Source organism: Streptomyces sp. NBC_00328, from assembly GCF_036139655.1.
In the GTDB taxonomy this organism is placed as follows: Bacteria; Actinomycetota; Actinomycetes; order Streptomycetales; family Streptomycetaceae; genus Streptomyces.
Map to the genome: position 1 here is coordinate 6,532,503 of NZ_CP108013.1, position 26,419 is coordinate 6,558,921.

Here is a 26,419-nt window from a genome sequence, read left to right on the forward strand (position 1 = left end):
ATTGATCACGCAAAGCGATCTGGAGAAGGCATGCTCAGACGTCAACTCAGCCCCGTGGTCTTGGCTGTGCCGATTGTGGCTGTGCTCGGCATGGGAAGCGTGGCAAGCGCGGAACCCCAGGTGTCCATCCCTTGCGATGTCGCCGCGCTCAACAACGCGATCGTCGCCGCGAACAACAACACCGGACCGCACACCATCCGGCTCGCGCCCAAATGCGTCTACAACGTCACAACCCCTGCGTCCACAGGGGGGCTCGGCGCAAACGCCCTGCCGCGGATCACGGGCACCGTCACCCTGTTGGGTCACAACACCACCATCCGACGGGACCCCGACGCCTCCGACGCCTTCCGCATCGCGCAGATCGACGGTCCCAACGGGCGCCTGACCGTCGACGGCGTCACAGCGACCGGTGGCGGCTACCTCGATTACGCCGGCACCTACCTGCCCACCGACGGAGCGACGCTCATCCTCCGGCACAGCACGGTGACCAACAGCACGGCAAACCAAGGGGGCGCCATTTTCGTCAACCAGGGCAGCACCCTCGAAGTCCATGACAGCGTTCTGCGGGACAGCGCGGCACAGCGGGGAGGCGCCATCTACAACGGGCCGCGCAGCACCACCCTGCTCGACAACACCAAAGTGGAGCGGAATCAGGCTACGCAACTTGGGGGTGGCATCTTCACCGCCGGGGCCTCTCTGACCATCAAGAAGTCGTCCATCGGCGGCAATCGCGCTTTCGAGCAGGGCGGCGGAATCTACAACGACCGCGCCCCGATGGACATCTCCTCGACGACCATCGCCGACAATCGCGCGGGCCAGATGGGCGGCGGTATCGCCAACGACGGCACCAGCACGCTGACGAAAACAGTGGTGCAGCGCAACAGTGCGCTCAACGGCGGCGGCATCTGGCAAGCGCCGTCCCCCAGCGTCCTGAACCTCGTCAACAGCCAGATCGTCGACAACACCCCCAACAACTGCCGGCCTGTCGGTTCGGTCCCCGGCTGCACGTCCTGACCGCGGAGCGGGCACATCGACGGTGCGGCCCTCGGTGATCCGGGGGAGAGGACGGAGACGGCGGAGGAATGGCCCCGCTCGTTGCGCCCACCGACCGGGGCCGATGTTTCAAGATCCCGCCCACACTCGTCCACAGACCCCGGCATAGAGCAGCCTCAGGCTGCACCTGTCTGCACATACGCGAAGACCCCGGCCTCAGCGTTTCCGCTGGTGACGGGGTCTTTGGGCACCTTATAAGGGGTGCCCCCGGCAGGATTCAAACCTGCGCACACGGCTCCGGAGGCCCATTGGGTTCGGGGCAACGCCGCAGGTCACGGCCCTGTCCGCGGCAGATCGGACGGGGCGAGTCCACAGATAGTCCACGGCCGACTGAGCACAACTTTTGGGAGTTTGCCCATCGGTCACCCGCGTGGGGTCGAACCGGCGTAACCCGTGCTGCTCACGCCCGCTGGTAGCCAGAGCCGTCCGACACTGTCGATGCCAGCCATAGAGGTCAGGCGCCAGGTACGGCCGAAAGGCTGCCCTACTCTTCCGGCTCTTCTTCATCGGACCACTCGACGTCCACATCCGTGTATTGGGCGGACGTCTCGGCCCATCGGTAGTCCCAAGTCATGCGGCTGCGAACGGTGTTCACGCTACCGTCGAGCAGTTCACCCTTCGCGGCATCGATCGCAGCACTCACCGCAGCTTCGTAGGCCGCCTTGACTCGCGGAGCGTGGATCTTGCGATCACCCATCTCGAACTCAAGCGTGACTGTCAGCACCTTGGGCGTACTCATACTGTCCCCCTCCCCGCAGGCGCGGCACCTGCCTGGAGCACGAATCCAACCACCCAGGAGTCCTAGGCCGCATCGGAAACCGCCAACTTCGAGCGCCAGCAGCCCGCGCATCTGGCGTTCCGTCAGCGATTTTCCAAACGGGCTGCCACCAGAGAGCCGTGGGCGATAGCGTAGCCAAGCGACATCACCTAGCTCTCCGGGAGTGAAATATGGGCGCAAAATCGCCGCGACTTGAAATCCGGTTTCGCGGTCGAGTTATCGAACATCTCGGTATTGATATGTATCAGTCGCCGGTGGCAGCTATTGCAGAGTTGATCTCCAACGCTTGGGATGCGGACGCCAGTTCGGTTGAAGTTGTACTGCCCGGCGACCTGAATACCGGTTCGGAGATTTCGATCCGTGATGACGGTTTCGGCATGACTCTAGCCCAGTGCCAAGACCGATACCTCAACGTCGGCTACAACAAGCGAAAGGAAAACGGCAAGGATGTAACCGGTTCCGGACGCCCGATGATGGGAAGGAAAGGGATCGGCAAGTTCGCTGGATTTGGAATTGCTAATTTCGTCAGGGTGGAAACTGTCAGCGGAGAAACAGGAGAGAGAACCGTATTTGAACTAGACGCTAGCCAACTAATTGAGGGCGCCGACAGCTACGCCCAGAATGACCCGCTAGAGGTCGACGTAATCGACTACGATGGGCCTGCGGAAGACCGTTGCGTTGATCACGGTACTACTATTACCCTTCGCAGCCTGACGCTTAAAAAGACGCCGAATGCAGATCAGTTCAGAACTAGCATGGCGCGACGTTTCTTGCTTTTGGAACGAGCGGACGAATTCGCTGTTTCAGTCAATGGCGAGCGAATCGCCGAAGTTGATGACATTGAGAAAATAGAGTTCTCATTCCCTCGTGACTATGAGGATTCTCAGAGGCCGGCGAACCTCACTGTCGACGATGATGGGTGGGGGGTGGAGCGACTTGTCAACGGGCACCAGGTAAAATGGCGATTCGTCTTCTATAAAGAACCGATCAGTGATGACGAACTCACTGGCGTCTCTATCTTCAGTCACTACAAGCTGGCGCAGCGTCCCTTCCTTTTCAATCTGACGGGCGGATTTGGCGGGCAGCAGGGAACCAGCTATTTGTCTGGGCGTGTGGAAGCTGACTTCCTGGACGACCAGCCGCGGGACCTCATCTCAACCGAACGACAGCGGGTGAATTGGGAAGCGGAGGCGTCTGAGCCCCTGCTCGCGTGGGGGCAGGCTAGAGTTAAATCCCTCCTGCGGATTTGGCAGGGATTCAGGGCGCAAGCAAAAGTTACCGCCATGCGTGACCGAATGGCTCCTTTCTCCATTAGGCTCGGCAGACTGGAGAGGCCTGAGCGGAAGGTTGTCGAAAAGGCTCTTGAATCGATCGCCAAGATTACGACCCTCAGTGATGAACAGTTCGCCGACCTGGCGCAGGCCATGCTATCGGCTTGGGAAGGTGGGCGGCTTAAGGGCCTGATTGACGATCTCGCCAGTGCCGACGAACTAGATGCGGACGCCCTGGTCAAAATCCTTGCCCAGTCTCGAGTCATGAGTGCCCTGCATGCTGCGGAGCACGTGAAAGCGCAACTCAACTTGATCACTGGACTTGAGGAGCGTGTCCAGCGACGTGAGCTTGAGAATCATATTCGGGACTACATCGCGGAAAACCCCTGGCTAATCTCGCCCCGATGGGAGACTTTCCGTGTGGAACGCGGCGTACGGGGGCTAATGGAAGAAGTCGCAAAGGAAATTTACGGAAAAGACTGGGATGCGCGCGTAGACCTGGTCCTATCCTCAGGAAACCAGCTCTTGGTTGTCGAATTTATGCGTCCAGGGTTGAAGATTGATTGGGATCATCTGGGGCGCTACGAACGGTATGTGACAAGATTGCGCAATGCCACTGCTGCTCGCTTTTCGGAGTTCAAGTCAGTCTCTGGGCTTCTCGTAGCGGATAAACTCGACAAAGCTCAAGATGTTATGGATAAAATTGAAAAGCTCCGGCAGGATGACATGGAGGCGACCGACTGGCTCGGATTGCTGGAGCGGTCGAAGAAGCAGTGGGCAGATTACTTCGAGATTCTTCACGATCGAGCTCCAGATGACGATCGTATGAAACAACTTGCAGGCAACTGAATGGGATAAGAGGGCCCTTAAGAGGATCGCGATCCCCCTCTTGCCGACGACAGATGAGCGGCCCCTGACCGGTAGAAATGTCAGGGGCCGCCGCACTCGACTGCACCCATTCGCGACCGCGGTCCTCCATGACTGCGACAGGGTCAGGCATGGACGGGACACGTGCATGCCACCTACATCTTGGTCGCAGCGGGTTGGTCAGCTTCGTCGTTGTGCTGGGAGGGGATACGCGCCCTGGCGTTTTGTCGGCTCTGGATGAGGTTCCTCAATTCTATGGGGGTCGGCCAGGGAGCACGGCGATGGATCATCCGATGGCAGTTCGCACAGATGAGGGCGAGATCGCTGAGCTTAGTTCGACCTTCGCCGGCCTCGTGCAGGGGAACGACGTGGTGGCACTCGATGTAGCCGCTTCCACGGTCGCCGTAGACCTGCTCAAAGTCGAAGCCGCATGCCTCACAGGCGAGCCGGCGGCCCTGGCGCAACACCGCATCGATCTTCCTCTTGCGCAACCCCTTGTCCCGCTCTCGGCTCTTATGCAGGCTCATCAGCAACCTGCCCTCGGGCGCGCTGTATTCGTCTTCTGCCTCAACCTCCAGGGCTAGATCCTGGAATTCGCCTGAAGCAAGGCCGTGCCGGATACGCCGGGCTACCTCCGTCATCTCAGCTGGCCGGGCGAGGAAGTCATTCATGACTTCGACATCAAGCGCGTTGCCGTTCGTCGGCTTCCCTCGGTAGTTTGGGTGCCTGGACGTAATGTCAACAGTTTTGCGAGCTACGCCGTTGGGATTCCGGAACAGTTCGTTGCGTAGTTCTTCGGGGTGGATCGGCATGTTCTGTAGCAGTGCAGACAGCTGGATCACGCGTGCGTCGTCAAACTCCAGTCGCTTCCAGCCGTTGGCCATCGCCAGGTCGCAGGCGAGGATGATCTCGTCGCGAGTCCAGTCAGGACTGCGAGACGAACGGATTAGGAAGCCGAGTCGGGCGAGCCACCTGGCAGCGTGTGACCTTCCCCCGATCAACTCGTCCGGTCGCAGTGCACGGCCTTGATCGAACTTGTGGGCTACACCTGCGATGGCTTTCGAGTCGTACGTTCGGTCCTCGTGCAGAAGCAGATAGCCGGTCGCCGGCTTGTACCCATACTCAGACAGGAACCTGTCACGGCCCAACTCGTCGTATTCCGCTATGGCCTTGAAGACACCGTCTTGAGTGATCGCACCTTTGCGCATGCCGGAAGCCTAAGGGCCGCTACTGACAGCCCGTTAGACACCTACCACGTCAACCTGTCACTCGCCGCGGCTCCCATCCCGTCTGCCGTCGACCCACACACCGTGGAGCGGGCGTGGTTCAGGGCGTCAAGGTGGAGCGCCCGGCTGGACGAACGACCTTGACGCCCTGGGCCGCGACTGCTCGGCTCTGCCTGGGTCGACGGCAGACGGGATGGGAGCACCCCGCGCACACCACACTCGGCCGGCACCCGCGAACGGCGCCCCCGCCATCTCGGAGCCTGAGCGCCCCCGCCGGAGGCACGTTCTGACCGGAGCACTCCGCGTTCAGATCTCTACGTATGGGCCGTAGCTCGCTGCGGCCCCAGGGGCCGACCCCGGCGCCGAAGGCGCAGAGGGGTCGGGCCCCAGGGGCCAGCCCGCGCTCGCGCGGGCACTTGATGAGGTAGAGAAACCTGTAACAGGTCAGCTCACGCCGCATCGGTCGGCAAGCTCTCGCAGCGATTCGGGTACGCGTCGGCCTGAGAGTTGGATGAGGTCGCGGATGATCTCGCGGGCCATGTGGTGATCGCGGATCTGCTCCGGTGCAAGGGTCTCCGCTTCCAGTAGTGCTGCGGTGGCTTCGCCGACGTGTCGGCGTTGCGAATGGGCCCGTGCCACGTCGAGTAGGAAGCGTGACTGACGTTCAGCGGAGAGTCCGCCGGCGTCGACCTGTGCTGCGATCTCCAACGCCAGTCCGGCATCTCCCAGTTCCACGGCCGTGCTCACGGAGTGCAGCTTGACGTTTGTGGGGCCGAACTCGGTGTCGAAGTCGTTCCGGTCCTCGCCGAGCCGCGCGGCGATCTCCTCTGCCCGTTCGAGGTGAGCGTGTGTCTCGGATCGGTTGCCTTCGCGCGCGTTGATCACCGAGAGCACAAGGTTCATGGCGCCGAGAAGTGACAGTTCCTCGGCTGGGCAGGCGGGATTCTCTGCCCGTGGGTCCAAGACCTCGACCGCTGATTTTGCTGCCTGCTCGGCCTGGTCCATGTGCTGCTGCCGCATGAACGCGTGAGCCATGCGAAAGAGGCTGGCCACCACCTCAAGCGGTTGGCCGGCCATCTCGGCGGCCTGTAGGGCGCGGTCTGCGGCTACCCATGCAGCGTCAGCCTGGTCCTGGCGGGTGAAGCTGGCGGCGGCTGCCTGGTAGCTGCGGGCTCTGAGAGAGTGCAATTCGACTTGATCGGCTGCGGGCGCGTGGCGTACCGCAACCTCGATGTCCGGCAGCAACTTGACGAGATGGTCACTCAAGGCCGCAAAGCTCGATGCATGCACGTATTCCCACGCCTGGTCGACGCGGTGGCGGAACTCGGCAAGCGTGGGCACGGGGGAACTCGGCCCGCGGTCGAACAAGCTACCCAATGCGGGATGGCCTGTGAGAGCGACGCGAAGGCCGTCTAGATCGTTGCTCTCCGGCACGGGTGGGTCGTCCACGCGGTCCGCAGGGGTGGGGGCGGCGTCCGGCCGAACGTCTCTTATCGAGGCGCCCAGCGCATCTGCGAGTCCTTGAAGGATCGCCAGACGTTCAACAGGCTGCACACCGCGTTCGACTTGGGACACCCAGCTCTCGGAGCGCCCCATGGCGGTAGCAAGGTCGGCTTGCGACATGCCCGCGGCCCGCCGTAGTTCCTTGACCCGCTGACCAGTGGTGGGGGGAAGGGTGCTCACTTCGCGGCTCCGTGCGGGTACTTGCCGGCGTACGGCTCAAGCCAGTCCACTTCGGTCTTCTCGACGTACCGCGTTCGCTCGCTCAGGAATCGCACTGTGTGTGGTTGACGCTCGTGCTCCTCGAACGCTGCCCGATCGGCGTAGATCTCGAAGAAGATCCGCTGGTTCGGCTCCCCTTCAACCGTGTGGCAGGCGTAGACCAGCGTCCCCGGTTCGTGCGCCCGGATGCCCGCTTCGGTCTCCTTCACCAAGGTGTCGAAGGCGTCGCCCATGCCGTCGCGCAGGGTGAAGCGGACAAAGAGTGCGAAATTCCTCATAATTCCTCCTTCTTCCCGCCGTCAGTCTCGCAGACTCAGAATTTTGCTGCTACTCGCAGCTTTTCTGTTGACCCGCAGAAAAACTGCGAGTAGCTTCGAAAGGGTCGAGAAACAAGGCACCCCGGACTGCGCGCCATCCGCCAAGATCACGACGCAGTCCGGGGCTCATCCCACAAGGGGAGAACTCCATAATGCCGTCCTTCAAGATCGACGTTTCGACCGCTGTGGTGTTCGTGGCGACCGCGCCCGTGCCGAAGCTGGTCAACAAGCAGACCGGTGAGCGGGCCGTGGATCGTGAGACGAACGCGGGTCTGTCCACGGTGGGCCTGCTCATCTCGGATGAGGGGGAGGGGAACCTCTACCAGGTGACCGTCCCGGAGACCGGTCTCCCCGAGGGCCTGACGCCGGGTATGCCGGTGAAGGTGATCGGACTCAAGGCGCGGGACTGGGAGAACGAGTTCAACGGGCAGAAGCGGCACGGGATCTCGTTCCGTGCGGTCGCCGTCACGGCCGGGGTCTGAGTCATGACGGATCTGTCCCTGTGGCTGGAGGCGTCGGGCGCGTTAGCGGGTGCCGGTGGTCTGGGCTTGGCGAAGGTCCGCGCTCCGCGCGTGTACTGGTCGCTGGTCGGACTGCCAGCCGCCTGGGGCCGCTTCACGCTGTCCTACCGCTCCACCATGGACGTGTGCGGGCTGACGGTGCACCCGTCGGGGCTGCGGGCGTTCATGGTCCGCAACGTCGCCCGGCGTGAGGTGCAGCCGGTGCCGCCGAAGGTCCGCCGGGTCCGGGCCACGTCGACCGGTCTGCGGGTCACGCTGCGGCTTCCCGCCGGCCTGGAGCCGATGGACGTCGTCGCCTCCTCGGAACGGCTGCGTCACGCCTGGGGCGTGCACTCGGTGAACGTGACCGAGACGAAGCCCGGGTTCGTGGAACTGCGGATGACCGGGTACGACGTGCTGCGCCGGGTGCGCATGCCGCGCAAGGCACGCCCCCGGGACATGGTCGTGCCGGTGGCGCTGCGGGAGGACGGGACCGTCTTCGTCCGCGACTACCGCAAGGTGCCCATGGCGCTGACCGTGGGCGCCAACCAGTCCGGCAAGTCGATGTTCCAACGCAACCTGGTCAAGGGTCTGGCTCCACTGCCGGTGGCCATCGCGGGGATCGACTGCAAGCGCGGTGTAGAACAGTCCGCCTACGCGCCCCGGCTGTCGGCGCTGGCCACGACCCCGGACGATGCCGCATCGCTCCTCGATGTCCTGGTCGCCGAGATGGAATCCCGGTTCGACCTGCTGAGCCTGCACGGCGTCTCGGACCTGTGGGAGCTGCCGGAGGACCTGCGGCCGGTGCCGATCGTGCTCCTCGTGGACGAGATCGCCGAACTCTTCCTGATCTCCTCCAAGAAGGATGAGGAGCGTCGCGAACGGCTGGTCACCTCGCTGGTTCGGCTGGCGCAGATGGCCCGTGCCGCCGGGATCTTCCTGGAGATCTGCGGGCAGCGGTTCGGCTCCGAACTCGGCAAGGGCGCAACGATGCTCCGCGCGCAGCTCACCGGGCGGGTGGTGCACCGGGTCAACGATAAGCAGACCGCCGAAATGTGTCTCGGGGACGTCGCCCCCGAAGCTGTCCCGCTGGTCACGACGTTTCCGCCGGACAAGGCCGGCCTGGCGGTCGCCGCGGATTCCTCCGGCGGCTGGTCCCGCATCCGCACCCCGATGACGACCCCGGCCGAAGCCACGGCGGTGTGCCGGGAGTTCGCCCACCTGGTCCCGCACCTGCCCGCGCTGGATCCGTTCCGGCCCTACGTCCCGGAACCCGCGGTCGACGGTCCGTCGCTGGTCAAGCCGGTCCCGGTGACCGACTAGCTCCTCTGATCCATCCCGGTTGGCGTGACCGTCTCACGCCAGGTCCCTACCCGAGCCATGCCGGAAACAGGAGGACCCAATCCATGTGTGAGCACATCGAGGACTTCCAGCGCACCGTGTTGATGCTCGGCGCGCTGGCCGTGTACGCCGACCAGACTGGTGCCGACATCGCGTTCGTCGAGGCGGTGGGCCCGTCGCTGGCCGCGTCGCTGCCGGAGCCGCCGCCGGGCATGTTCCCGCCCGGCTACGACCCCACCGCCGGCCCCGACTACCCCGGCGGCTGGTGACCCCGTGGCCACCAAGAAGACACCCCCGCGCCCCGCGCCTGCTCCGCCGAAGTGCGGGCCCTGCAACGGCACCGGAGAGGTCGCCCGCACCGTCCGCGTCGGCCGCAATCGCCGCACCGTCGGTCAACAGGCCGGGATCTGCCTGGCCTGCTTCGGCACCGGAGAAGCCACCGACTGACCCCGCCCGGAGTGGGCGGCCGGACCCTGCTCCCCGCCCGCTCCCGGCCCAACTCCCCTGAAGGAGGTGAAGACATGTCCCGCTCGATCTCGATCCGACCGGATGCCGTGCTCGTTCAGGCCGTGATCGCCGGTGCGCTGTCCTTCGCCCACCTGCACGACCTCGCTTCCGCCGCCGGACAGTCGGGATGGAAGGCCTGGGCGTATCCGATCAGCGTCGACCTGCTGCTCGTCGCCGCATGGCGCCGGCTGCGGACCGCCCGCAAGGACCGCTCCGCCTGGACCTGGTTCGTGATCGCCCTGTTCGCCTCGCTCGGCGCGAACATCTCCACCGCCGGACTCCTCGACCTCGACCACGTGCCCAACTGGCTGTGCATCCTCGTCGCCGGCTGGCCCGCCCTCGCCTTCCTCGGCGGCACCCTCCTCGTCCACGCACCCACCAACACCCCCACTCCGGCCGCGGTTTCCACACAGCCTGTGGACAAACCGGCCGCGACCGAGGTCGACGTACGCCGCGACGCGCCCGCCCCGCCCGCGGCTCCGGAGCTACCGGCCGCCGCGCCCGCTGCTCCTACGCCTGCGGTGACGGTGCCGGTCGCGCTTTTGGACCACGCCCGAAAGATCGCCGACAGCCACCGCGCCGCGACCGGATCGCCGATGGCCGCGGACGTCCTCTCGGCCCGGCTCGGGCTGCCCGGCCCGATGTCCGCCGCCATCGCTGCACAGCTTCAACTCACTTGATCGGAAAGGACCGTCATGCCCGTCCACCGGCGCTTTCGCGACGTGATCCGCATCGGCCCCGTCCAGGTCGCCACCTACTTCGACGGACACGGCCGGGACAAGCACACGGCGGCCTGCTCCGCCCCCGGCTGCGGCTTCTCCGCCGACTACCACGACCGCTCCGGCGCCGAACTCGCCGCCCGTACCCACCGATGCAAGGCATAGGAGACCGCCGTCATGGACGTCCCGCTCTGGCTCGCCCTGATCGTCGTCGGCGCCCTCGGCGTCAAGCTCGTCCGCCCGCCCTGGTGGCTCGTGGCCGTGCTCCTCCTGGGTGGCTACCTCATCGCGGACAGCTTCCTCGGTCCGGCCGTCGCCACCGTCGTCAAGTAACCCCAACTAGGAAGGACCACCGTCATGTTCACCCCGAAGTACCCGACCCCCGACACCGCCCGGCCCCCGACCGCCGGCGCCTCGATGCCCGTCGCACAGCCCCCGGCCCCGGTCGCCCAGGTCTCGAACCGGCCGACCGTGCAGCTCACCCCCGGCAGCGCGCTCGCCCTCGCCGCGGGCGGAGGTGCCGTGGTCCTCGTCGTCGGCGCGGTCCTGGTCTCGCTGCTCCTCGCCGTCGCCATCACAGGGATGTCTGTGGCCGTGGTCGCGGTCGTGCTGCGCTCGCTGCTCAAGGACTTCGACAAGCACCGCTGAAGGGCTCCCGGAGCGGCCTCGGTCGCCAAACTTCCGCCGCTCCGGGCGCCTGACCTCTTCCTGATCCAACGGACCCGAAAGGGAAGTCTCATCATGCCCCAGCACCACCCGAACATGCCCGTCTGCCGCGACTGCGACGGCTTCGCCACCGCCGCCATCACCACCGGCGCACGCAATCACGACGGCTCTCGCACCACCCTCCGCATCACCTGCCAGGCCTGCCACGGCACCGGCCGCGCCCTTCCCCGCCTGGCCCTCCTCGCACCGGCCGGGAGGTGACCGCCGTGCAGACCATCACCACCACGGCCCACATCGAGCCGGAGACGCGCTTCCGCGTCACGCCGTTCCCGGATCGCGGCAATTCCTTCGTCAGCCTCCGCGTCAAGGGTGACTTCGTCGAGGTCGTGCTGATCGCCCCCTGCGGCACCTCCGAGGCCCTGCGCAACCTGGCCGCGGCAGCGATCGAGGCCGCCGGAGAGCTGGACGCCATGACCACCGACGCGTCGGGAGGTGACCGGGATGTTCCGCAAACTCCCCGCTGACCTCACACCGACCGAGGAAAGCCCCGGCCTTCGCGTCCGCGGCGGCACGAAGCACACCCGGTCCCAGGGCGACTACGTGTGCGGCGGTTGCGGTGCCGAGGACCACGCCAACGGCGACAACGACGTGAAAGCCCTGGTCGAGGACTACACCGACCACCACGGACCCGCCCACCGAGGGGGCCGTCGATGACCGCTCCCCGCGTCCTGGATCTGTTCTCCTGCTCCGGCGGGGCTGGCTTCGGCTATCGGCTTGCCGGGTTCGAGGTCGACGGCTGCGACATCGCCGACCGCCCCCGCTACCCCTTCCCCTACCACTGCGGTGACGCGCTGGAATACCTCGCCCACCTGATCGCCACCGGCGAGATCGACCGCTACACGCTCGTGCACGCCTCTCCGCCCTGCCAGGCCGGCTGTGCCCTCACCGTGGGCACCAACCGGTCCCAGGGTTGGGGCGGTTCTCACGAAGACCTGGTGGCACCGACCCGCGAACTCCTCGATCGGACCGGCCTTCCGTACGTGATCGAGCAGCCCAACGGCCGCGCGAAGATCCGCAAGGACGTCTCGCTGTGCGGCGTGATGTTCGGGCTGAAGGTCTTCCGGCACCGGAACTTCGAGCTGGGCAACTGGGCCACGGCCAAGCCCGTGCACGTCAAGCACGACGGCTACGTCCGTGGCCACCGCCACGGTGTCTACCGCGACGGCCCGTACGTCGCCGCGTACGGCAAGGGCGGCGGCAAGGCCACCGTGCCCGAGATGCAGGCCGCGATGGGCATCACCTGGACCGACGTGCACGAGGAACTGACCGAGGCCATCCCGCCCGCCTACACGCGGTGGATCGGCACCGCCTTCCTGACCGCTCGTCAGGAGGTGTTGGTGTGAACGACTCCGCCACCGTGGCGGGCCTGGACGCGGCCACCTTCGGCGACGTGCTGAGGGTGGCCGGGTCGGCCGACTTCGACCGCTGGCAGGAACAGATCCGCCGCACCGGAGGATGCTCCGACCCCATCCGGTTAACCGGCGCCACCAAGACCATCGACCCGACGACCAAGACCGTCCTGCACGCGTACACGACCGAGCACGAGCCGGGCGGCATGCTCCGCATCGCCTGCGGCAACCGCCGCGCCTCCCGTTGCCCGGCCTGCGCCTGGACCTACGCCGGCGACACCTACCACCTGATCCGCGCCGGACTGACCGGAGACCCCGACAAGGGCACCCCGCACACGGTCCGGGATCACCCGCGGGTCTTCGCCACCCTCACCGCCCCGAGTTTCGGGCCCGTCCACAACCGTCCCGGGAACCGGCCCTGCCGCTGCGGACAGGACCACCCCGAGGACGCGCCCGAACTCGGCACGCCGCTGGACCCGGACTCGTACGACTACGCGGGCGCCGTGCTGTGGAACAACCACGCATCCGACCTGTGGCGCTACTTCTCGATCTACCTCCGCCGGGAGATCGCCGCCCGCGCCAGCCTCACCCACAAAGACGCTCGCGAACAGTCCCGCGTCTCCTTCGGCAAGGTCGCCGAGTACCAAAAGCGCGGCGCGGTCCACTTCCACGCGGTGATCCGCTTCGACGGACCCGAAGGACCCGACACCCCGCCCCCGCACTGGGCCACCCTCGGCCTGCTTACCGACGCGATCGGTGCCGCTGCTGCCCGCGTCGCCCTCGATGTCGCCGCCGCGGGTGACGAGCCGGCTCGGACGCTGCGCTGGGGGACACAGCTCGACGTCCAGCCGATCAGTGCCTTCGGGGACGGTGAAGAGATCACCGAACAGGCCGTGGCCTCCTACGTCGCCAAGTACGCCACGAAGGCAGCTGAGAGCACGGGCGCCGTCGACCGCCGGATCGGCAACAAGGAAGCACTGGTGCTCCTCGACGTGCCCGACCACCCGCGGCGGCTCATCGAAGCCTGCCTCGACCTGCACGCGCTCTACCCGGACCGGAAGCTCCGCGACTGGGCCCACATGCTCGGCTTCCGCGGCCACTTCTCCACCAAGTCCCGTCGCTACTCCACCACCCTCGGCGCCCTCCGACAGGTGAGAGCCGACTACCGCGCCGCCCAGCAACGCGCCGCCCTCGGCCTGCCCGACCTCGACGACAACCCGGAGGCCACCACCCTCGTGCTCTCCCACTGGACCTACGCCGGCCACGGCTACACCCCAGGCGAAGCCTGGCTGGCCGCGAACATCCGCCGGGACATCCAGCTCAACCGAGAAACCGCACGCGAAGCCCTGCCCGACCAACTCGCTCTGGAAGGAGTGCTCCTGTGAGGGATGAACTGATGACAGTCCCAGAGATCCTCAGCGAGTTGCGGAAGGTCTCCCGGCGTACCTTCTATCGCTGGCGGGAGCTGGGCCAGGCGCCGAAAGCCATGAAGCTTCCCAACGGCGAGCTGCGGGTGTGGCGGAGCGACTTCACGGCATGGCTGCGGGAGCGGGAGGAAGCCGCGTGAAGTCCCTGGACGTGAAGATCTGGGGGGTCCGCAAGCGCCCCTCGAAGCGGACCTCCTACGACGTCCGTTGGGCCGTGGCCGGAAAGGTCTTCTCCGAATCATTTCGCACGAAAGGCCTGGCGGATCACTACCGGACCAAGCTCATGGCCGTTGCGCGCGACGGTCAGGAATTCGACGATGTCACGGGTCTTCCGGACTCGATGGCCGAGCAAAAGGCCAAGCTCACCTGGTACGACTTCGCCTTGAAGTACCTGGCCATGAAATGGCCGCACGCTGCTCCCAACACCCGCGACGGGATCAACGAATCGCTGACCTCGGTGACGATCGCACTCCTCGGCGACCGCCCGGGACGGCCGAGCGCTCCCTTGATCAGGCAGGCTCTGCGCAACTGGGCGTTTGTCCTCCCTGGGCCGGCCGAGCGGGAAGCGCCTACCGAGATTGCGAACACCCTGCATTGGATCGCCAAGGCGTCGCGGCCGTTGAATGATCTGGCCGATCCTGTGACGGCGCGTGAAGTACTCGACTCGTTCAAGGTCCGGCTTGACGGGAAAGGTGCCGCGGCCGAGACTGTCCGCCGCAAGCGACGTACTTTCGTCAATGCCCTGCACTACGCCGTTGACCTGGGCGAATTCAAAGAGAACCCTCTGACGGCCGTGCGCTGGCAGAAGCCCAAGGTGTCCAGCGAAGTGGATCCGCGCGTTGTGGTCAATCCGCAGCAGGCTCTCTCACTCCTCCACGCCGTGTCCTACGTGGGCGGTTACCGCAGGGCCCGCGGTCGTCGGCTGGTCGGGCTCTTCGCCTGCATGTACTTCGCCGGCCTGCGGCCTGCTGAGGCCATCGGGCTTGCCAAAGCTGATCTGACGCTGCCTGAGCAGGGCTGGGGCGCTGTGCTTTTGCATCGCACACGTCCGAGCGTCGGCAAGCAGTGGACGGATTCGGGAGAGAACCACGACGACCGCGGGCTGAAGAACCGGCCAGCCGAAGACGTACGCCGGGTGCCGATCCCGCCCCAACTCGTGGTGATCCTCTGCGAACAGCTCGACACCTTCGGGACTGCTGCCGACGGCCGCCTTTTCTACAGCGAGGGCGGGGGAGTGGTCGCCTCCTCGACCTACTCGCGAGCCTGGCAGGAAGCCCGGACGCTCGCGCTCCCACCGGCCGTCGTGGCCTCTCCGTTGGCCCGTCGGCCGTACGACCTCCGTCACTCCGCGCTGTCGACGTGGCTCAACGCCGGCGTCGACCCGACCGAGGTGGCTGAACGAGCAGGCAACAGCGTTGAGGTGCTGCTCGGCCGGTACGCGAAGTGCCTGGACGGGCGCCAGGAGGTGGCCAACCGGCGCATCGAGGATCTTCTGAACGAGTACGACTGACGGTGCGAGCGTCGCGCGTCCTACGCTGGGCCCCTGGACCTTTCCAGGGGCCTTCGCCGTTTTGCGGGGCTGACCAGGGGAAACGCTTCAAGATCCTGTCCACGAATAGTCCACAGGGTCTGACATGGGGCCGCTTCGAGTGGCATACGGCTGCACACGACCGTAGATACGCGAAGACCCCGGCCTCAGCGTTTCCGCTGGTGACGGGGTCTTTGGGCACCTCGTAAGGGGTGCCCCCGGCAGGATTCGAACCTGCGCACACGGCTCCGGAGGCCGTTGCTCTATCCCCTGAGCTACGGGGGCGTGTCGGGCGCTTTGTGTGCGGCGACGGGTAGAACCCTACCAGCTCTTTCAGGGGTGATCGCCACGTGTTTTGGTCGGGGCCGGGTGGTGTTGCGGGAGCGGGGGAGGGGCGCGGGACGGGTGTGGTGGGTGGCTGGGGTGGGGCTGTGGGGGGTGGTGTGGGCCGCACGGGGTGGAAGTGGGGAAAACCCGGACGCGGCGGTGGGCGCGGACCTACTCTCGAGTTGTGCCAGGCGTGTCCGGTCGGGTGCTTGTTGTGGACGACAACAAGGTCATCCGGCAGCTGATCAGGGTCAACCTCGAGCTGGAGGGTCTCGAGGTCGTGACCGCGGCTGACGGTGCCGAGTGTCTGGACGTCGTCCATCAGGTTCGGCCCGATGTCGTCACCCTCGACGTCGTGATGCCCCGGCTCGACGGCCTGCGTACCGCTGCTCGGCTGCGTGCCGACCCCCGGACCCGGAACCTGCCCCTCGCCATCGTCAGTGCCTGCACGCAGTACGAGGTCGAGAGCGGGCTCGACGTCGGGGTCGACGCCTTTCTCGCCAAACCCTTCGAGCCGTCCGAACTCGTGGACCTTGTAAGGCGGTTGATGGGGCGGCGTGATGTGGGCGGTGTCACGGACGCCACCGTTGAGGAGACCGAGCGCGCGGGGCGCAGTGGTCATTGAGGCGTGTGGGTGTGTCGGGGTGGTGGGTGTAGGGGTGTAGTAGAGGCGTATCGGGTGGGGTGGGGCGTCCGTTGAGCTCCCGGGCTGGGGCAGGCAACGGGGTTCTTCTTCGCTGGTCGGTCGGCGGGCTGTGTTGAGTACCCGTTCCGGTTGCCGCCTGCGTACGTCGGCCCCGCCGTCGATCACCCGGTCTCGCTCGTTTCTCTCTTGCGCTCGCACCCTCGCCTGCTCGCCTGCTCAGGCCAGGTTCACGGACCCTGGCTCGAATGGACGAGCCCGGCTCAGCTACACCGATCCGGCTTCGCCCCCGTCTCGACGGCGGCCGGCTTCGACAGCGTCCGTCCGTGACTCTGGCCTCGACGGCGAGACTCGTCTCCCTGGTCCAGTACCTCCGCACGCCGGCGACGGCAACGCCTACCCCTGCCGACCCGCGCTCCAGCCCCCGCCATTGGCCCTGGCGTCAGCAACCGGCATCAGCACCCCCAGCATCAGCCCTCAACAACCGCGCCCCCGCCGACCGCCCCCACCCCTTAGTCACTCCCCTCAACGCCGCCCCTCCCCACTGACCGCCCCCATCTCCCTCCCCGCCCCCCGTCCACATCCCGGACCATCACCCAAACCGGCTCGCTTTCCCACCCCCCCTCTCCCCTAGGCTTGTGCCGTGACTCCCGTCGAGCTCTCCCGTACCGTGCTGCGCGCGGTGCGTTGTGCTGTCGACGTGGGGGAACTGAGCGTCTCCGTGCCCGCGAGTGCGGTGGTCACCGCGCCGGGGCCGGGTGGGTGCGGGGACTACGCGACGAACATCGCGTTGCGGCTCGCCGGTCCGGCCGGGCGGCCGGCTCCTGAGGTCGCCGAGATCCTGCGGCCGTACATCGCGCGTGATTCCGGTGTCGCCGACGTGACCGTCACCGGACCCGGTTTCCTCAACATCACCCTCGCGGGTGGCGCCCTCGCCGACCTGGTGGAGGTGGTTCTGGAGCAGGGGACGCGGTACGGGTACGGCGACACTCTCGCCGGGCAGGTCGTCGAGCTGCGCGTGCCCTACGACACCCGGGCCGAGATCGTCGCCGACGCCCTCGTGCGGATCGTCGCCACCCAGGGCGGACGTGTCGAGGTCCGCCACCTCGAGCCGGTGAACCTCCGGCCCGTGCCCGCGCCCGAGGACCCCGCCCCCCTCGGCCACGACGCCGCCCGCTGGGCGCTGCTCCACCCCGCGCCGCACGACCGGCCCCGGATCAGCGCCGACCATCTTCTCCAGCGCGAGAGCAACCCTCTCTTCCGCGTCCGTTACGCCCACGCCCGCACCCGCGCCCTGCGCCGCAACGCCGCCACCCTCGGTTACACCGGCGCCCCCTTCCTGGAAGTACGTCCCGCGGGTCGTTCCGGTGTTCTCGCCGGTGCCGGTGCCGGTGCCGGTGCCGGTGCAGCCACCAGTGTGGGTGCGGGTTCGGGTGCGGGTCCGGGTGTCGGGGGCCCCGGTGACGCCCGTCGTGCGGGTGTCCTGCCCCGGACAGCCGGCTCCGCCCTCGTCGGACCCGCCTCCACCGAGTCCGGTCTCGACGTCGGCCCCACCCCCGCCGAAGTCGATCGCCTCCTCGGCCCCACCCCCGCCGAGTCCGATCTCCTCACCGCCCTGGCCGAATATCCGCACGCCCTGCGTCTCGCCGCGCGGCATCGGGCGCCCGACCGGCTGGCGCGGCATCTTGTCGTGACCGCTGACGCTGTTCTCGGTTTTCAGCACGTCGTGCTGCCGCTCGGCGACGAGAAACCCTCGGCCGCCCACCGTGCCCGGCTCGCGCTCGCCGAAGCCGCCGGGACGGTGCTGGCCGGCGGCCTGTCCCTGCTCGGCATCAGCGCACCCGAACATCTCTGATCAGCAGATGACGCAGATGACACAGATGACACAGCAGAAAGCCCTACAGACATGAGTCGTTCCGCACACCCCGCCGGGCCCCGTCACGCCGACGTTCTCACCGAGGGCCACTACAGCGCCCCGCCCGCCGACCTCAACGCCCTCGACCCGAAGGTGTGGTCGCACACCGTGAGCCGTACGGAGGACGGTGTCGTGACCGTCGGCGGGCTCGAAGTCACCGCGCTGGCCGAGGAGTTCGGGACTCCGGCGTACTTCCTCGACGAGAGCGACTTCCGTGAGCGGGCGCGTGCCTGGCGCACCGCGTTCGGGCACGACGCCGATGTCTTCTACGCGGGCAAGGCCTTCCTCTCGCGCGCCGTCGTACGGTGGCTGCACGAGGAGGGGCTCAACCTGGACGTGTGTTCCGGGGGTGAGCTGGCGACGGCCCTCTCCGCCGGGATGCCCGCCGACCGCATCGCCTTCCACGGCAACAACAAGTCCGTGAACGAGATCCGTACGGCCATCGAGGCCGGTGTCGGGCGGATCGTGCTCGACTCCTTCCAGGAGATCGTGCGGGTCGCCCACATCGCGCAGTCCCTGGGCAAGCGGCAGCGGGTGCAGATCCGGGTGACCGTGGGCGTCGAAGCGCACACGCACGAGTTCATCGCCACGGCGCACGAGGACCAGAAGTTCGGGATCGCGCTCGCCGACGGGCAGGCCGCCGAGGCCGTGCGGCGGACGCTGGCGCTCGACGCGCTCGAACTCGTCGGGATCCACTCGCACATCGGCTCGCAGATCTTCGACATGGCCGGCTTCGAGGTCGCCGCCCGACGGGTCGTGGCGCTGCTGGCCGCCGTGCGCGACGAGCACGGCGTCGAGCTGCCCGAGATCGACCTCGGCGGCGGTCTCGGCATCGCGTACACCAGCGACGACGACCCCCGCGAGCCGCACGAGATCGCCAAGGCGCTGAGCGAGATCGTGACGCGTGAGTGCGAGGCGGCGAAGCTGCGTACGCCGCGGATCTCCGTGGAGCCGGGGCGCGCCATCGTGGGCCCCACCGCGTTCACGCTGTACGAGGTCGGCACCGTCAAGCCGCTCGACGGGCTGCGGACGTACGTCTCCGTCGACGGCGGCATGTCCGACAACATCCGGACCGCGCTGTATGACGCCGAGTACAGCGTCGCCCTCGTCTCGCGCACCTCCGACGCCGAGCCGATGCTGGTGCGCGTCGTCGGCAAGCACTGCGAGAGCGGGGACATCGTGGTCAAGGACGCCTTCCTGCCGGCCGACCTCGCACCGGGTGACCTGATCGCCGTGCCGGCCACCGGCGCGTACTGCCGGTCCATGGCCAGCAACTACAACCACGCCCTCCGCCCGCCGGTCGTCGCCGTGAAGGACGGCGCGGCGCGGGTGATCGTCCGCCGTGAGACGGAGGAGGACCTCCTGCGTCTCGATGTCGGGTGAGCGGGAGTAGGCGCGACGGCGTGGTCCCCGTCGTTCAGGGATGACGTCAAGTGACAGGAGGTGACTTCAGGTGGTCGGATGGACCGGATCGGCAGGGTGCGGACCGGGACGGAAGATCTCCTGTCGTCACCTACCAGGAAAATGAAATGGACGTCTCACGATCCGGACGAAGGGTAGAAACTCCCGTCCGGTGAGTGAGACTGGTCCAACCGAAGACGGTATGAGGAAACGAGGTCGGATGATGCGTACGCGTCCGCTGAAGGTGGCGCTGCTGGGCTGCGGGGTTGTCGGCTCAGAGGTGGCGCGCATCATGACGACGCACGCCGATGACCTCGCCGCGCGCATCGGAGCCCCCGTCGAGCTGGCCGGTGTCGCCGTCCGGCGGCCCTCCCGGGTGCGTGAGGGCATCGACCCCGATCTCGTCACCACCGACGCCACCGCCCTCGTCAAACGCGGGGACATCGACGTCGTCGTCGAGGTCATCGGCGGCATCGAGCCCGCCCGGGCGCTGATCACCACCGCGTTCGAGCACGGTGCCTCCGTCGTCTCCGCGAACAAGGCGCTGCTCGCCCAGGACGGTGCCGCCCTGCACGCGGCGGCCGACGAGCACGGCAGGGACCTCTACTACGAGGCCGCCGTCGCCGGTGCCATCCCGCTGATCCGGCCGCTGCGCGAGTCCCTCGCCGGCGACAAGATCAACCGGGTGATGGGCATCGTCAACGGGACCACCAACTTCATCCTCGACAAGATGGACTCCACGGGGGCGGGTTACCAGGAGGCCCTCGACGAGGCCACCGCGCTCGGGTACGCCGAGGCCGACCCCACCGCCGACGTCGAGGCCTTCGACGCCGCCGCCAAGGCCGCCATCCTCGCCGGGATCGCCTTCCACACGCGGGTGCGCCTCGACGACGTCTACCGCGAGGGCATGACCGAGGTCACCGCCGCCGACTTCGCCTCGGCGCGGGGGATGGGCTGCACCATCAAGCTGCTCGCCATCTGCGAGCGCGCCGCCGACGGGGGCTCGGTGACGGCGCGCGTCCATCCCGCGATGATTCCGCTGACCCACCCCCTCGCCTCCGTGCGCGGCGCGTACAACGCCGTGTTCGTCGAGGCGGAGGCCGCCGGTCAGCTCATGTTCTACGGACCGGGCGCCGGCGGCGCCCCGACCGCCTCCGCCGTCCTCGGCGACCTGGTGGCCGTCTGCCGCAACAAGCTCGGCGGTGCCACCGGCCCCGGCGACTCCGCGTACACCCAGCTTCCCGTCTCGCCCATGGGCGATGTCGTCACGCGGTACCACATCAGCCTCGACGTGGCCGACAAGCCCGGTGTTCTCGCCCAGGTCGCCACGGTCTTCGCCGAGCACGGGGTGTCCATCGACACCGTGCGTCAGTCGGGCAAGGACGGCGAGGCCTCCCTCGTCGTCGTCACCCATCGTGCGTCCGACGCGTCCCTCGCCGGGACCGTCGAGGCGTTGCGCAGCCTCGACACCGTGCGGGGTGTCGCCAGCATCATGCGGGTTGAAGGAGAGTAACCAGCAATGACCCACCAGTGGCGCGGAATCATCGAGGAGTACCGGGACCGGCTTCCGGTGTCCGACAGCACGCCGGTCGTGTCGCTCCGCGAGGGCGGCACGCCGCTCGTACCCGCGCAGGTGCTCTCTGAGCGCACGGGATGCGAGGTCCACCTCAAGGTGGAGGGCGCCAACCCGACCGGTTCCTTCAAGGACCGCGGTATGACCATGGCCATCACGCGGGCGAAGGAGGAGGGCGCGAAGGCCGTCATCTGCGCCTCCACCGGCAACACGTCGGCGAGCGCCGCGGCGTACGCCGTGCGCGCCGGGATGGTCTGCGCCGTCCTCGTGCCGCAGGGCAAGATCGCGCTCGGCAAGATGGGCCAGGCCCTCATCCACGGCGCCAAGATCCTCCAGGTCGACGGCAACTTCGACGACTGTCTGACGCTGGCGCGCTCGCTGTCCGACAACTACCCGGTGGCGCTGGTCAATTCGGTCAACCCGGTGCGTATCGAGGGCCAGAAGACCGCCGCCTTCGAGATCGTGGACATGCTCGGCGACGCGCCCGACATCCATGTCCTTCCGGTGGGCAACGCGGGCAACATCACCGCGTACTGGAAGGGGTACACGGAGTACGCCGCCGACGGCATCGCCGGGCGGACCCCGCGCATGTGGGGGTTCCAGGCCTCCGGCTCCGCGCCCATCGTGCGCGGCGAGGTGGTCAAGGACCCGTCGACCATCGCCACCGCGATCCGGATCGGCAACCCGGCCTCGTGGCAGTTCGCGCTGGCCGCGCGGGACGAGTCGGGCGGCCTCATCGACGAGGTGACGGACCGTGAGATCCTGCGCGCCTACCGGCTGTTGGCCGCGCAGGAGGGTGTCTTCGTCGAGCCCGCGTCCGCCGCGTCCGTCGCCGGTCTGCTGAAGGCCGCCGAGCAGGGCAAGGTCGACCCGGGGCAGCGCATCGTCTGCACCGTCACCGGCAACGGTCTCAAGGACCCCGACTGGGCCGTCGCCGGCGCTCCCCAGCCGGTCACGGTCCCGGTGGACGCGGCGACGGCGGCGGAGCGGCTCGGTCTGGCGTAGGGGTTTGGTCTGGCGTAGTCCCGGGCTCGGTCCGGCCGAGGTTCAGGAGCGGTTCGCCGGTCGAGGTTCAGGACCGGGCTGTCGGCCGTAGCGCGGGACCGGTCCGCCGGCCGAACTGCGGGACCGGGCCGGGTTCGGTGTGAGGGCAGGGCAGGTCCGGCCTGAAGTCGCTCTCGATCCGGGGTGACGTCACGACCGGTCCGGCGCGAAAGCGGGCTCGGATTGGCGGAAAGTCGGCCTCGGATTGGCGTGAAGTCAGGCCTTGTCCGGCGTGAATCCGCCGGTGGCGACACGCCGGGCGCGAACCCGGAGCGCGGGACGGGCGGACTCTTCTTGAGCCGTCCATCCCGGGGAACTCGCTGTGAACGGGCGGGAAACCGTCCGAAAGCCGACGCAAACCCCCCGCTCACGGGGGGTATCCCCATGCCGACCCGACGGGGGGTGCACGAGGGGCTTACGACACGCATCGTGCGCCTCCTGTGCGCCCTATGTCGCCACAGAACCTTCCTTCGATAGGCTGTACCGAACCCGCCCGCCGCATATGCCGCGGTGCCGCGCGGTCTTTGCGGACTCCGGGTCCTGGTGCCCGTCCGTCGTAGTTCATCTCGTAGTTCATCTCGCAGTTCTCGGAAATCTCGTACATCACGCAGCTCAAGGAGAGTCATCGAGCGATGGCCGGTCCAGCGTTCCGCGCCGCCGCCGTCCGGGTGCGCGTCCCCGCCACCAGTGCCAACCTCGGCCCGGGTTTCGACGCCTTCGGCCTGTCACTGGGGCTCTACGACGACGTGGTCGTCCGGGTGGCCGACTCAGGACTGCACATCGACATCGCGGGTGAGGGCAGCGAGACGCTGCCCCGCGACGAGAAGCATCTCCTCGTACGTTCCCTGCGCACCGCTTTCGACCTGCTCGGCGGACAGCCGCGCGGCCTCGAGATCGTCTGCGCCAACCGCATCCCGCACGGCCGGGGTCTCGGCTCCTCGTCGGCCGCCATCTGCGCCGGCATCGTCGCCGCCCGCGCGGTGACGATAGGCGGGGACAACAGGCTCGACGACACCGCGCTCCTGGAGCTCGCCACCGAGATCGAGGGACACCCCGACAACGTCGCGGCCTGTCTGCTCGGCGGATTCACGCTCTCCTGGATGGAGTCCGGTGCCGCGCGGGCCATCAGGATGGACCCCGCCGACTCCATCGTCCCGGTGGTCTTCGTACCCGGAAAGCCGGTGCTCACCGAGACCGCGCGCGGTCTGCTGCCGCGCACGGTCCCGCATGTCGACGCCGCCGCCAACGCGGGCCGCGCGGCACTGCTCGTCGAGGCGCTGACCCGGCGTCCCGAGTTGCTGCTGCCCGCGACCGAGGACCGGCTGCACCAGGAGTACCGCGCCCCGGCGATGCCGGAGAGCGCCGCCCTCGTGGAGCGCCTGCGCGCCGACGGCATCCCGGCGGTGATCTCCGGCGCGGGACCCACGGTCCTCGCGCTGGCGGACCGCGCGTCAGCCGACAAGGTGGCTGATCTCGCAGGTCAGAGCTGGGCCGCCAACCGTCTGGACCTCGACGCACAAGGGGCGTGCGTGCTGCCCCTCGCACCCGTCGAGGTCGATTGACGACGCTCGGTCGCCGGATTTGGAGAGGGGGAATGTTTGTTGGATCCGGTAGTGTTAACCTCAAGTCTGCACCCGACCCCACCATGGCGAGGTGCTTCGCGTCCCTGTTCGGGACACCCATTCTTCCGGGAGCCTCCCAAACTGCTACGTGCCTTGCATTGGGTGCTATGCGCTGAGCAGTGCTGAGCACGCTCCGGAACCGGCGTGACCGAGCCGATGACACCGAACCTCAGTGCCACGGCTCCGGAATCGTCATCACCAGCAATGTCTTCCGCCGCTTTGGCGGACCACCGCCCCGGCACGGTCCACACAGCAAGGACCAATGCCGGACAGCACAACCGGTCGCCGAGCCAGACAGGCCGACGTCCGCTCCAGGGAAGGACCCTTCGTGAGCGACACCACCGATCTGATGGGCGCACGTGTCGAGGAGACCGCTGCCGCGCCCGCCACGGACGCCTCCGCGCCTGCCACCGGTGCCGGCTCCAGGCGACGCCGCGGTACCGGCCTCGAAGGCATGGTGCTGGCCGAGCTGCAGCAGGTCGCATCAGGCCTCGGAATCAGGGGCACCGCGCGGATGCGCAAGAGCCAGCTGATCGAGGTCATCAAGGAGGCGCAGGCCGGAGCGGGCGCTCCGGCCAAGACGGCGTCCGACGACGCCGCCGAGACCAAGCCGAAGCGCCGGACCGCCTCGAAGGCCCGTACGGGTGACGAGGCCGCCGCGCCGGCCGAGGCCAAGGCCGAGAAGGCCGCCGAGAAGGCCGTGGCCCAGCAGCAGATCGAGATCCCCGGCCAGCCGGCCGGAGGTCCCTCCCGCCCGAGCGAGGCCGACCGCGGGGGAGACGACGCCCCCGCCGAGCGCCGCCGTCGCCGTGCCACCGCCGAGGCGGGCAGCCCCGAGACGGTCACCGCCGAGGCGAAGACCGAGACGCAGGGCGACGCCGAGAGCGCCGAGGGCCGTCGTGACCGCCGTGACCGCCGTGACCGCGACCGGGGCGGCCGTGACCGCGACCGCCGCCCGGCCAAGGGCGACGAGCAGCAGGGCGGCCAGGGTGCCGGCCAGCAGCGCCCGGACCGTCAGGAGCGCCAGGACCGTCCGGACCGTCAGCAGCAGGGCGGCGGCCGTCAGGACCGCCAGCAGCAGCCGCGTGACAGCGGCCCCCGCGACAACGGTCCCCGCGACAACGGTCCCCGCGACAACGGCCCGCAGGACGACGACGACTTCGAGGGCGGCCGCCGCGGCCGGCGCGGCCGTTACCGCGACCGCCGCGGGCGTCGTGGACGCGACGAGATCGCCGAGCCGCAGGTCGCCGACGACGACGTGCTGATCCCCGTCGCGGGCATCCTCGACATCCTCGACAACTACGCGTTCATCCGTACGTCGGGCTACCTGCCGGGTCCCAACGACGTGTACGTCTCCCTCGCCCAGGTCCGCAAGAACGGTCTGCGCAAGGGTGACCACGTCACCGGCGCGGTTCGTCAGCCCAAGGACGGCGAGCGCCGCGAGAAGTTCAACGCGCTCGTGCGCCTGGACTCGACCAACGGCATGGCCCCCGACTCCGGTCGCGGCCGGCCGGAGTTCAACAAGCTCACGCCGCTCTACCCGCAGGACCGGCTCCGCCTGGAGACCGACCCGGGCGTGCTGACGACCCGCATCATCGACCTCGTCGCGCCGATCGGCAAGGGCCAGCGCGGTCTGATCGTGGCCCCGCCGAAGACCGGCAAGACCATGATCATGCAGGCGATCGCCAACGCGATCACGCACAACAACCCCGAGTGCCACCTGATGGTCGTCCTGGTCGACGAGCGTCCGGAAGAGGTCACCGACATGCAGCGGTCGGTCAAGGGCGAGGTCATCTCCTCGACCTTCGACCGTCCGGCCGAGGACCACACCACGGTCGCCGAGCTCGCCATCGAGCGTGCCAAGCGTCTGGTGGAGCTGGGCCACGACGTCGTCGTGCTGCTCGACTCGATCACGCGTCTGGGCCGTGCGTACAACCTCGCCGCCCCGGCCTCCGGCCGCATCCTGTCCGGTGGTGTCGACTCGACCGCGCTGTACCCGCCGAAGCGCTTCTTCGGTGCCGCGCGCAACATCGAGGACGGCGGCTCGCTGACCATCCTGGCCACCGCGCTCGTCGACACCGGCTCGCGCATGGACGAGGTCATCTTCGAGGAGTTCAAGGGCACCGGCAACGCCGAGCTCAAGCTCGACCGGAAGCTCGCCGACAAGCGTGTCTTCCCGGCGGTGGACGTGGACGCGTCCGGTACCCGTAAGGAAGAGCTCCTGCTCGGCAGCGACGAGCTCGCCATCACCTGGAAGCTGCGTCGCGTGCTCCACGCGCTCGACCAGCAGCAGGCGATCGAGCTGCTGCTCGACAAGATGAAGCAGACGAAGTCGAACGCCGAGTTCCTGCTCCAGATCCAGAAGACGACGCCGTCGCCGGGCAACAACAACGACTGACGTCTTCGCGGCCGAGGTCGTCCGCGACCGGAGTTCGCAGGGCAGAAACCGCAAAGGGCCGCCCCCGTCACCCAGGTGACGGGGGCGGCCCTTTGCGCCGTTCGGCACACGTGTACGATCGCGCCCTTGAACAACTGCTGAAGCAGATCTGAACTCTTATCTCTG

Annotated in this window: 28 protein-coding genes and 1 tRNA gene; 24 read left to right on the plus strand and 5 right to left on the minus strand. The window is 67.7% G+C overall.

Annotation, left to right across the window (positions count from 1 at the left end; translation table 11 throughout):
* Nucleotides 1–30: 30 nt before the first annotated feature.
* The gene (locus OG485_RS28800; RefSeq protein ID WP_328671404.1) at nucleotides 31–1,014 is read left to right on the plus strand and encodes a hypothetical protein; all 984 of its coding nucleotides are present in this window, start codon (nucleotides 31–33) and stop codon (nucleotides 1,012–1,014) included.
* A 523-nt stretch (nucleotides 1,015–1,537) separates the two neighbouring features.
* Here the strand turns inward: OG485_RS28800 and OG485_RS28805 are convergent.
* Nucleotides 1,538–1,792 carry a hypothetical protein gene (locus OG485_RS28805; protein WP_328671405.1) on the minus strand — a complete coding sequence of 85 codons (255 nt, stop codon included), beginning with the start codon at nucleotides 1,790–1,792 and terminating at the stop codon, nucleotides 1,538–1,540.
* A gap of 209 nt (nucleotides 1,793–2,001) precedes the next feature.
* Between OG485_RS28805 and OG485_RS28810 the strand changes: the two genes are divergently transcribed.
* Nucleotides 2,002–3,951 (plus strand): ATP-binding protein, encoded by a 1,950-nt coding sequence (locus tag OG485_RS28810; protein WP_328671406.1) that lies wholly within the window; start codon nucleotides 2,002–2,004, stop codon nucleotides 3,949–3,951.
* Between the two features lie 173 nt (nucleotides 3,952–4,124).
* On the opposite strand, the gene OG485_RS28815 is transcribed toward OG485_RS28810, so the two are convergent.
* The 3 genes from OG485_RS28815 to OG485_RS28825 all read right to left on the minus strand — a co-directional run bounded on the left by OG485_RS28815 (nucleotide 4,125) and on the right by OG485_RS28825 (nucleotide 7,195).
* Nucleotides 4,125–5,177 (minus strand): HNH endonuclease, encoded by a 1,053-nt coding sequence (locus tag OG485_RS28815; RefSeq protein WP_328671407.1) that lies wholly within the window; start codon nucleotides 5,175–5,177, stop codon nucleotides 4,125–4,127.
* Nucleotides 5,178–5,639: 462 nt separating this feature from the next.
* A complete protein-coding gene (locus OG485_RS28820; RefSeq protein WP_328671408.1) occupies nucleotides 5,640–6,878 on the minus strand; it encodes a helix-turn-helix domain-containing protein in 1,239 nt (412 codons plus the stop codon).
* Nucleotides 6,875–7,195 (minus strand): putative quinol monooxygenase, encoded by a 321-nt coding sequence (locus OG485_RS28825; RefSeq protein ID WP_328671409.1) that lies wholly within the window; start codon nucleotides 7,193–7,195, stop codon nucleotides 6,875–6,877. The genes OG485_RS28820 and OG485_RS28825 overlap by 4 nt, the downstream gene beginning before the upstream one ends.
* Nucleotides 7,196–7,386: 191 nt before the next feature.
* On the opposite strand from OG485_RS28825, the gene OG485_RS28830 reads away from it, so the two are divergent.
* The 15 genes from OG485_RS28830 (at nucleotide 7,387) to OG485_RS28900 (ending at nucleotide 15,313) form a co-directional block, all read left to right on the plus strand.
* Nucleotides 7,387–7,716 (plus strand): SCO3933 family regulatory protein, encoded by a 330-nt coding sequence (locus tag OG485_RS28830; protein WP_328671410.1) that lies wholly within the window; start codon nucleotides 7,387–7,389, stop codon nucleotides 7,714–7,716.
* A gap of 3 nt (nucleotides 7,717–7,719) precedes the next feature.
* Nucleotides 7,720–9,057, plus strand: a complete 1,338-nt coding sequence (locus OG485_RS28835) for an FtsK/SpoIIIE domain-containing protein (protein WP_328671411.1) — start codon at nucleotides 7,720–7,722, stop codon at nucleotides 9,055–9,057.
* 83 nt (nucleotides 9,058–9,140) lie between these two features.
* A complete protein-coding gene (locus tag OG485_RS28840) occupies nucleotides 9,141–9,344 on the plus strand; it encodes a hypothetical protein (protein WP_328671412.1) in 204 nt (67 codons plus the stop codon).
* Between the two features lie 4 nt (nucleotides 9,345–9,348).
* A complete protein-coding gene (locus tag OG485_RS28845; protein ID WP_328671413.1) occupies nucleotides 9,349–9,522 on the plus strand; it encodes a hypothetical protein in 174 nt (57 codons plus the stop codon).
* Nucleotides 9,523–9,596: 74 nt separating this feature from the next.
* Complete coding sequence (locus tag OG485_RS28850; RefSeq protein WP_328671414.1) at nucleotides 9,597–10,262, plus strand: DUF2637 domain-containing protein; 666 nt, start codon at nucleotides 9,597–9,599, stop codon at nucleotides 10,260–10,262.
* Nucleotides 10,263–10,277: 15 nt separating this feature from the next.
* Complete coding sequence (locus tag OG485_RS28855; protein ID WP_328671415.1) at nucleotides 10,278–10,466, plus strand: mobile element transfer protein; 189 nt, start codon at nucleotides 10,278–10,280, stop codon at nucleotides 10,464–10,466.
* Between the two features lie 12 nt (nucleotides 10,467–10,478).
* Nucleotides 10,479–10,634 (plus strand): hypothetical protein, encoded by a 156-nt coding sequence (locus OG485_RS28860; RefSeq protein WP_093696326.1) that lies wholly within the window; start codon nucleotides 10,479–10,481, stop codon nucleotides 10,632–10,634.
* Between the two features lie 24 nt (nucleotides 10,635–10,658).
* Nucleotides 10,659–10,949 (plus strand): SpdD protein, encoded by a 291-nt coding sequence (locus OG485_RS28865; RefSeq protein ID WP_328671416.1) that lies wholly within the window; start codon nucleotides 10,659–10,661, stop codon nucleotides 10,947–10,949.
* Nucleotides 10,950–11,042: 93 nt separating this feature from the next.
* Nucleotides 11,043–11,228 carry a hypothetical protein gene (locus tag OG485_RS28870; protein WP_328671417.1) on the plus strand — a complete coding sequence of 62 codons (186 nt, stop codon included), beginning with the start codon at nucleotides 11,043–11,045 and terminating at the stop codon, nucleotides 11,226–11,228.
* 5 nt (nucleotides 11,229–11,233) lie between these two features.
* Nucleotides 11,234–11,491 (plus strand): hypothetical protein, encoded by a 258-nt coding sequence (locus tag OG485_RS28875; RefSeq protein ID WP_328671418.1) that lies wholly within the window; start codon nucleotides 11,234–11,236, stop codon nucleotides 11,489–11,491.
* Nucleotides 11,469–11,681: a hypothetical protein gene (locus tag OG485_RS28880; protein ID WP_328671419.1), complete on the plus strand. Its 213-nt coding sequence runs from the start codon at nucleotides 11,469–11,471 to the stop codon at nucleotides 11,679–11,681. Before OG485_RS28875 ends, OG485_RS28880 begins: the two co-directional genes overlap by 23 nt.
* Nucleotides 11,678–12,370, plus strand: coding sequence for a DNA methylase (locus tag OG485_RS28885; RefSeq protein ID WP_328671420.1), 693 nt, complete (start codon nucleotides 11,678–11,680; stop codon nucleotides 12,368–12,370). The genes OG485_RS28880 and OG485_RS28885 overlap by 4 nt, the downstream gene beginning before the upstream one ends.
* On the plus strand, nucleotides 12,367–13,761 hold the full coding sequence (gene repSA, locus OG485_RS28890; protein ID WP_328671421.1) for a replication initiator protein RepSA: 1,395 nt from the start codon (nucleotides 12,367–12,369) through the stop codon (nucleotides 13,759–13,761). The genes OG485_RS28885 and repSA overlap by 4 nt, the downstream gene beginning before the upstream one ends.
* 11 nt (nucleotides 13,762–13,772) lie before the next feature.
* On the plus strand, nucleotides 13,773–13,943 hold the full coding sequence (locus OG485_RS28895) for a helix-turn-helix transcriptional regulator (protein WP_328671422.1): 171 nt from the start codon (nucleotides 13,773–13,775) through the stop codon (nucleotides 13,941–13,943).
* Complete coding sequence (locus OG485_RS28900; RefSeq protein WP_328671423.1) at nucleotides 13,940–15,313, plus strand: tyrosine-type recombinase/integrase; 1,374 nt, start codon at nucleotides 13,940–13,942, stop codon at nucleotides 15,311–15,313. The genes OG485_RS28895 and OG485_RS28900 overlap by 4 nt, the downstream gene beginning before the upstream one ends.
* A gap of 231 nt (nucleotides 15,314–15,544) precedes the next feature.
* Here the strand turns inward: OG485_RS28900 and OG485_RS28905 are convergent.
* Nucleotides 15,545–15,616, minus strand: a tRNA-Arg gene (locus OG485_RS28905).
* A 178-nt stretch (nucleotides 15,617–15,794) separates the two neighbouring features.
* Here OG485_RS28905 and OG485_RS28910 point away from each other — a divergent pair.
* The 7 genes from OG485_RS28910 (at nucleotide 15,795) to rho (ending at nucleotide 26,254) form a co-directional block, all read left to right on the plus strand.
* Complete coding sequence (locus tag OG485_RS28910) at nucleotides 15,795–16,283, plus strand: response regulator (RefSeq protein ID WP_328671424.1); 489 nt, start codon at nucleotides 15,795–15,797, stop codon at nucleotides 16,281–16,283.
* Between the two features lie 661 nt (nucleotides 16,284–16,944).
* A complete protein-coding gene (gene nrtL, locus OG485_RS28915) occupies nucleotides 16,945–18,156 on the plus strand; it encodes an ArgS-related anticodon-binding protein NrtL (RefSeq protein WP_328671425.1) in 1,212 nt (403 codons plus the stop codon).
* Between the two features lie 51 nt (nucleotides 18,157–18,207).
* Entirely contained in the window at nucleotides 18,208–19,599 is a 1,392-nt protein-coding gene (lysA, locus tag OG485_RS28920; RefSeq protein ID WP_326785502.1) for a diaminopimelate decarboxylase, read from the plus strand.
* A 238-nt stretch (nucleotides 19,600–19,837) separates the two neighbouring features.
* Nucleotides 19,838–21,130 carry a homoserine dehydrogenase gene (locus OG485_RS28925; protein WP_326785501.1) on the plus strand — a complete coding sequence of 431 codons (1,293 nt, stop codon included), beginning with the start codon at nucleotides 19,838–19,840 and terminating at the stop codon, nucleotides 21,128–21,130.
* Between the two features lie 6 nt (nucleotides 21,131–21,136).
* Nucleotides 21,137–22,195, plus strand: coding sequence for a threonine synthase (thrC, locus tag OG485_RS28930; RefSeq protein WP_326785500.1), 1,059 nt, complete (start codon nucleotides 21,137–21,139; stop codon nucleotides 22,193–22,195).
* A 671-nt stretch (nucleotides 22,196–22,866) separates the two neighbouring features.
* A complete protein-coding gene (gene thrB, locus OG485_RS28935) occupies nucleotides 22,867–23,796 on the plus strand; it encodes a homoserine kinase (protein ID WP_328671426.1) in 930 nt (309 codons plus the stop codon).
* A gap of 388 nt (nucleotides 23,797–24,184) precedes the next feature.
* Nucleotides 24,185–26,254: a transcription termination factor Rho gene (gene rho, locus OG485_RS28940; RefSeq protein WP_328671427.1), complete on the plus strand. Its 2,070-nt coding sequence runs from the start codon at nucleotides 24,185–24,187 to the stop codon at nucleotides 26,252–26,254.
* Nucleotides 26,255–26,419 lie beyond the last annotated feature (165 nt).

What these genes read in the sequence shown, in the direction of transcription:
- OG485_RS28865 (WP_328671416.1), top strand. Translation starts at nt 10,659, where the DNA reads ATGTTCACCCCGAAGTACCCGACCCCCGACACCGCCCGGCCCCCGACC.
- OG485_RS28850 (WP_328671414.1), top strand. Translation starts at nt 9,597, where the DNA reads ATGTCCCGCTCGATCTCGATCCGACCGGATGCCGTGCTCGTTCAGGCC.
- OG485_RS28835 (WP_328671411.1), top strand. Translation starts at nt 7,720, where the DNA reads ATGACGGATCTGTCCCTGTGGCTGGAGGCGTCGGGCGCGTTAGCGGGT.
- OG485_RS28825 (WP_328671409.1), bottom strand. Translation starts at nt 7,195, where the DNA reads ATGAGGAATTTCGCACTCTTTGTCCGCTTCACCCTGCGCGACGGCATG.
- OG485_RS28810 (WP_328671406.1), top strand. Translation starts at nt 2,002, where the DNA reads ATGGGCGCAAAATCGCCGCGACTTGAAATCCGGTTTCGCGGTCGAGTT.
- thrC (WP_326785500.1), top strand. Translation starts at nt 21,137, where the DNA reads ATGACCCACCAGTGGCGCGGAATCATCGAGGAGTACCGGGACCGGCTT.
- OG485_RS28895 (WP_328671422.1), top strand. Translation starts at nt 13,773, where the DNA reads ATGACAGTCCCAGAGATCCTCAGCGAGTTGCGGAAGGTCTCCCGGCGT.
- lysA (WP_326785502.1), top strand. Translation starts at nt 18,208, where the DNA reads ATGAGTCGTTCCGCACACCCCGCCGGGCCCCGTCACGCCGACGTTCTC.
- OG485_RS28860 (WP_093696326.1), top strand. Translation starts at nt 10,479, where the DNA reads ATGGACGTCCCGCTCTGGCTCGCCCTGATCGTCGTCGGCGCCCTCGGC.
- OG485_RS28800 (WP_328671404.1), top strand. Translation starts at nt 31, where the DNA reads ATGCTCAGACGTCAACTCAGCCCCGTGGTCTTGGCTGTGCCGATTGTG.
- OG485_RS28925 (WP_326785501.1), top strand. Translation starts at nt 19,838, where the DNA reads ATGATGCGTACGCGTCCGCTGAAGGTGGCGCTGCTGGGCTGCGGGGTT.
- OG485_RS28855 (WP_328671415.1), top strand. Translation starts at nt 10,278, where the DNA reads ATGCCCGTCCACCGGCGCTTTCGCGACGTGATCCGCATCGGCCCCGTC.
- thrB (WP_328671426.1), top strand. Translation starts at nt 22,867, where the DNA reads ATGGCCGGTCCAGCGTTCCGCGCCGCCGCCGTCCGGGTGCGCGTCCCC.
- OG485_RS28885 (WP_328671420.1), top strand. Translation starts at nt 11,678, where the DNA reads ATGACCGCTCCCCGCGTCCTGGATCTGTTCTCCTGCTCCGGCGGGGCT.
- OG485_RS28870 (WP_328671417.1), top strand. Translation starts at nt 11,043, where the DNA reads ATGCCCCAGCACCACCCGAACATGCCCGTCTGCCGCGACTGCGACGGC.
- OG485_RS28815 (WP_328671407.1), bottom strand. Translation starts at nt 5,177, where the DNA reads ATGCGCAAAGGTGCGATCACTCAAGACGGTGTCTTCAAGGCCATAGCG.
- OG485_RS28840 (WP_328671412.1), top strand. Translation starts at nt 9,141, where the DNA reads ATGTGTGAGCACATCGAGGACTTCCAGCGCACCGTGTTGATGCTCGGC.
- OG485_RS28830 (WP_328671410.1), top strand. Translation starts at nt 7,387, where the DNA reads ATGCCGTCCTTCAAGATCGACGTTTCGACCGCTGTGGTGTTCGTGGCG.
- OG485_RS28805 (WP_328671405.1), bottom strand. Translation starts at nt 1,792, where the DNA reads ATGAGTACGCCCAAGGTGCTGACAGTCACGCTTGAGTTCGAGATGGGT.
- OG485_RS28880 (WP_328671419.1), top strand. Translation starts at nt 11,469, where the DNA reads ATGTTCCGCAAACTCCCCGCTGACCTCACACCGACCGAGGAAAGCCCC.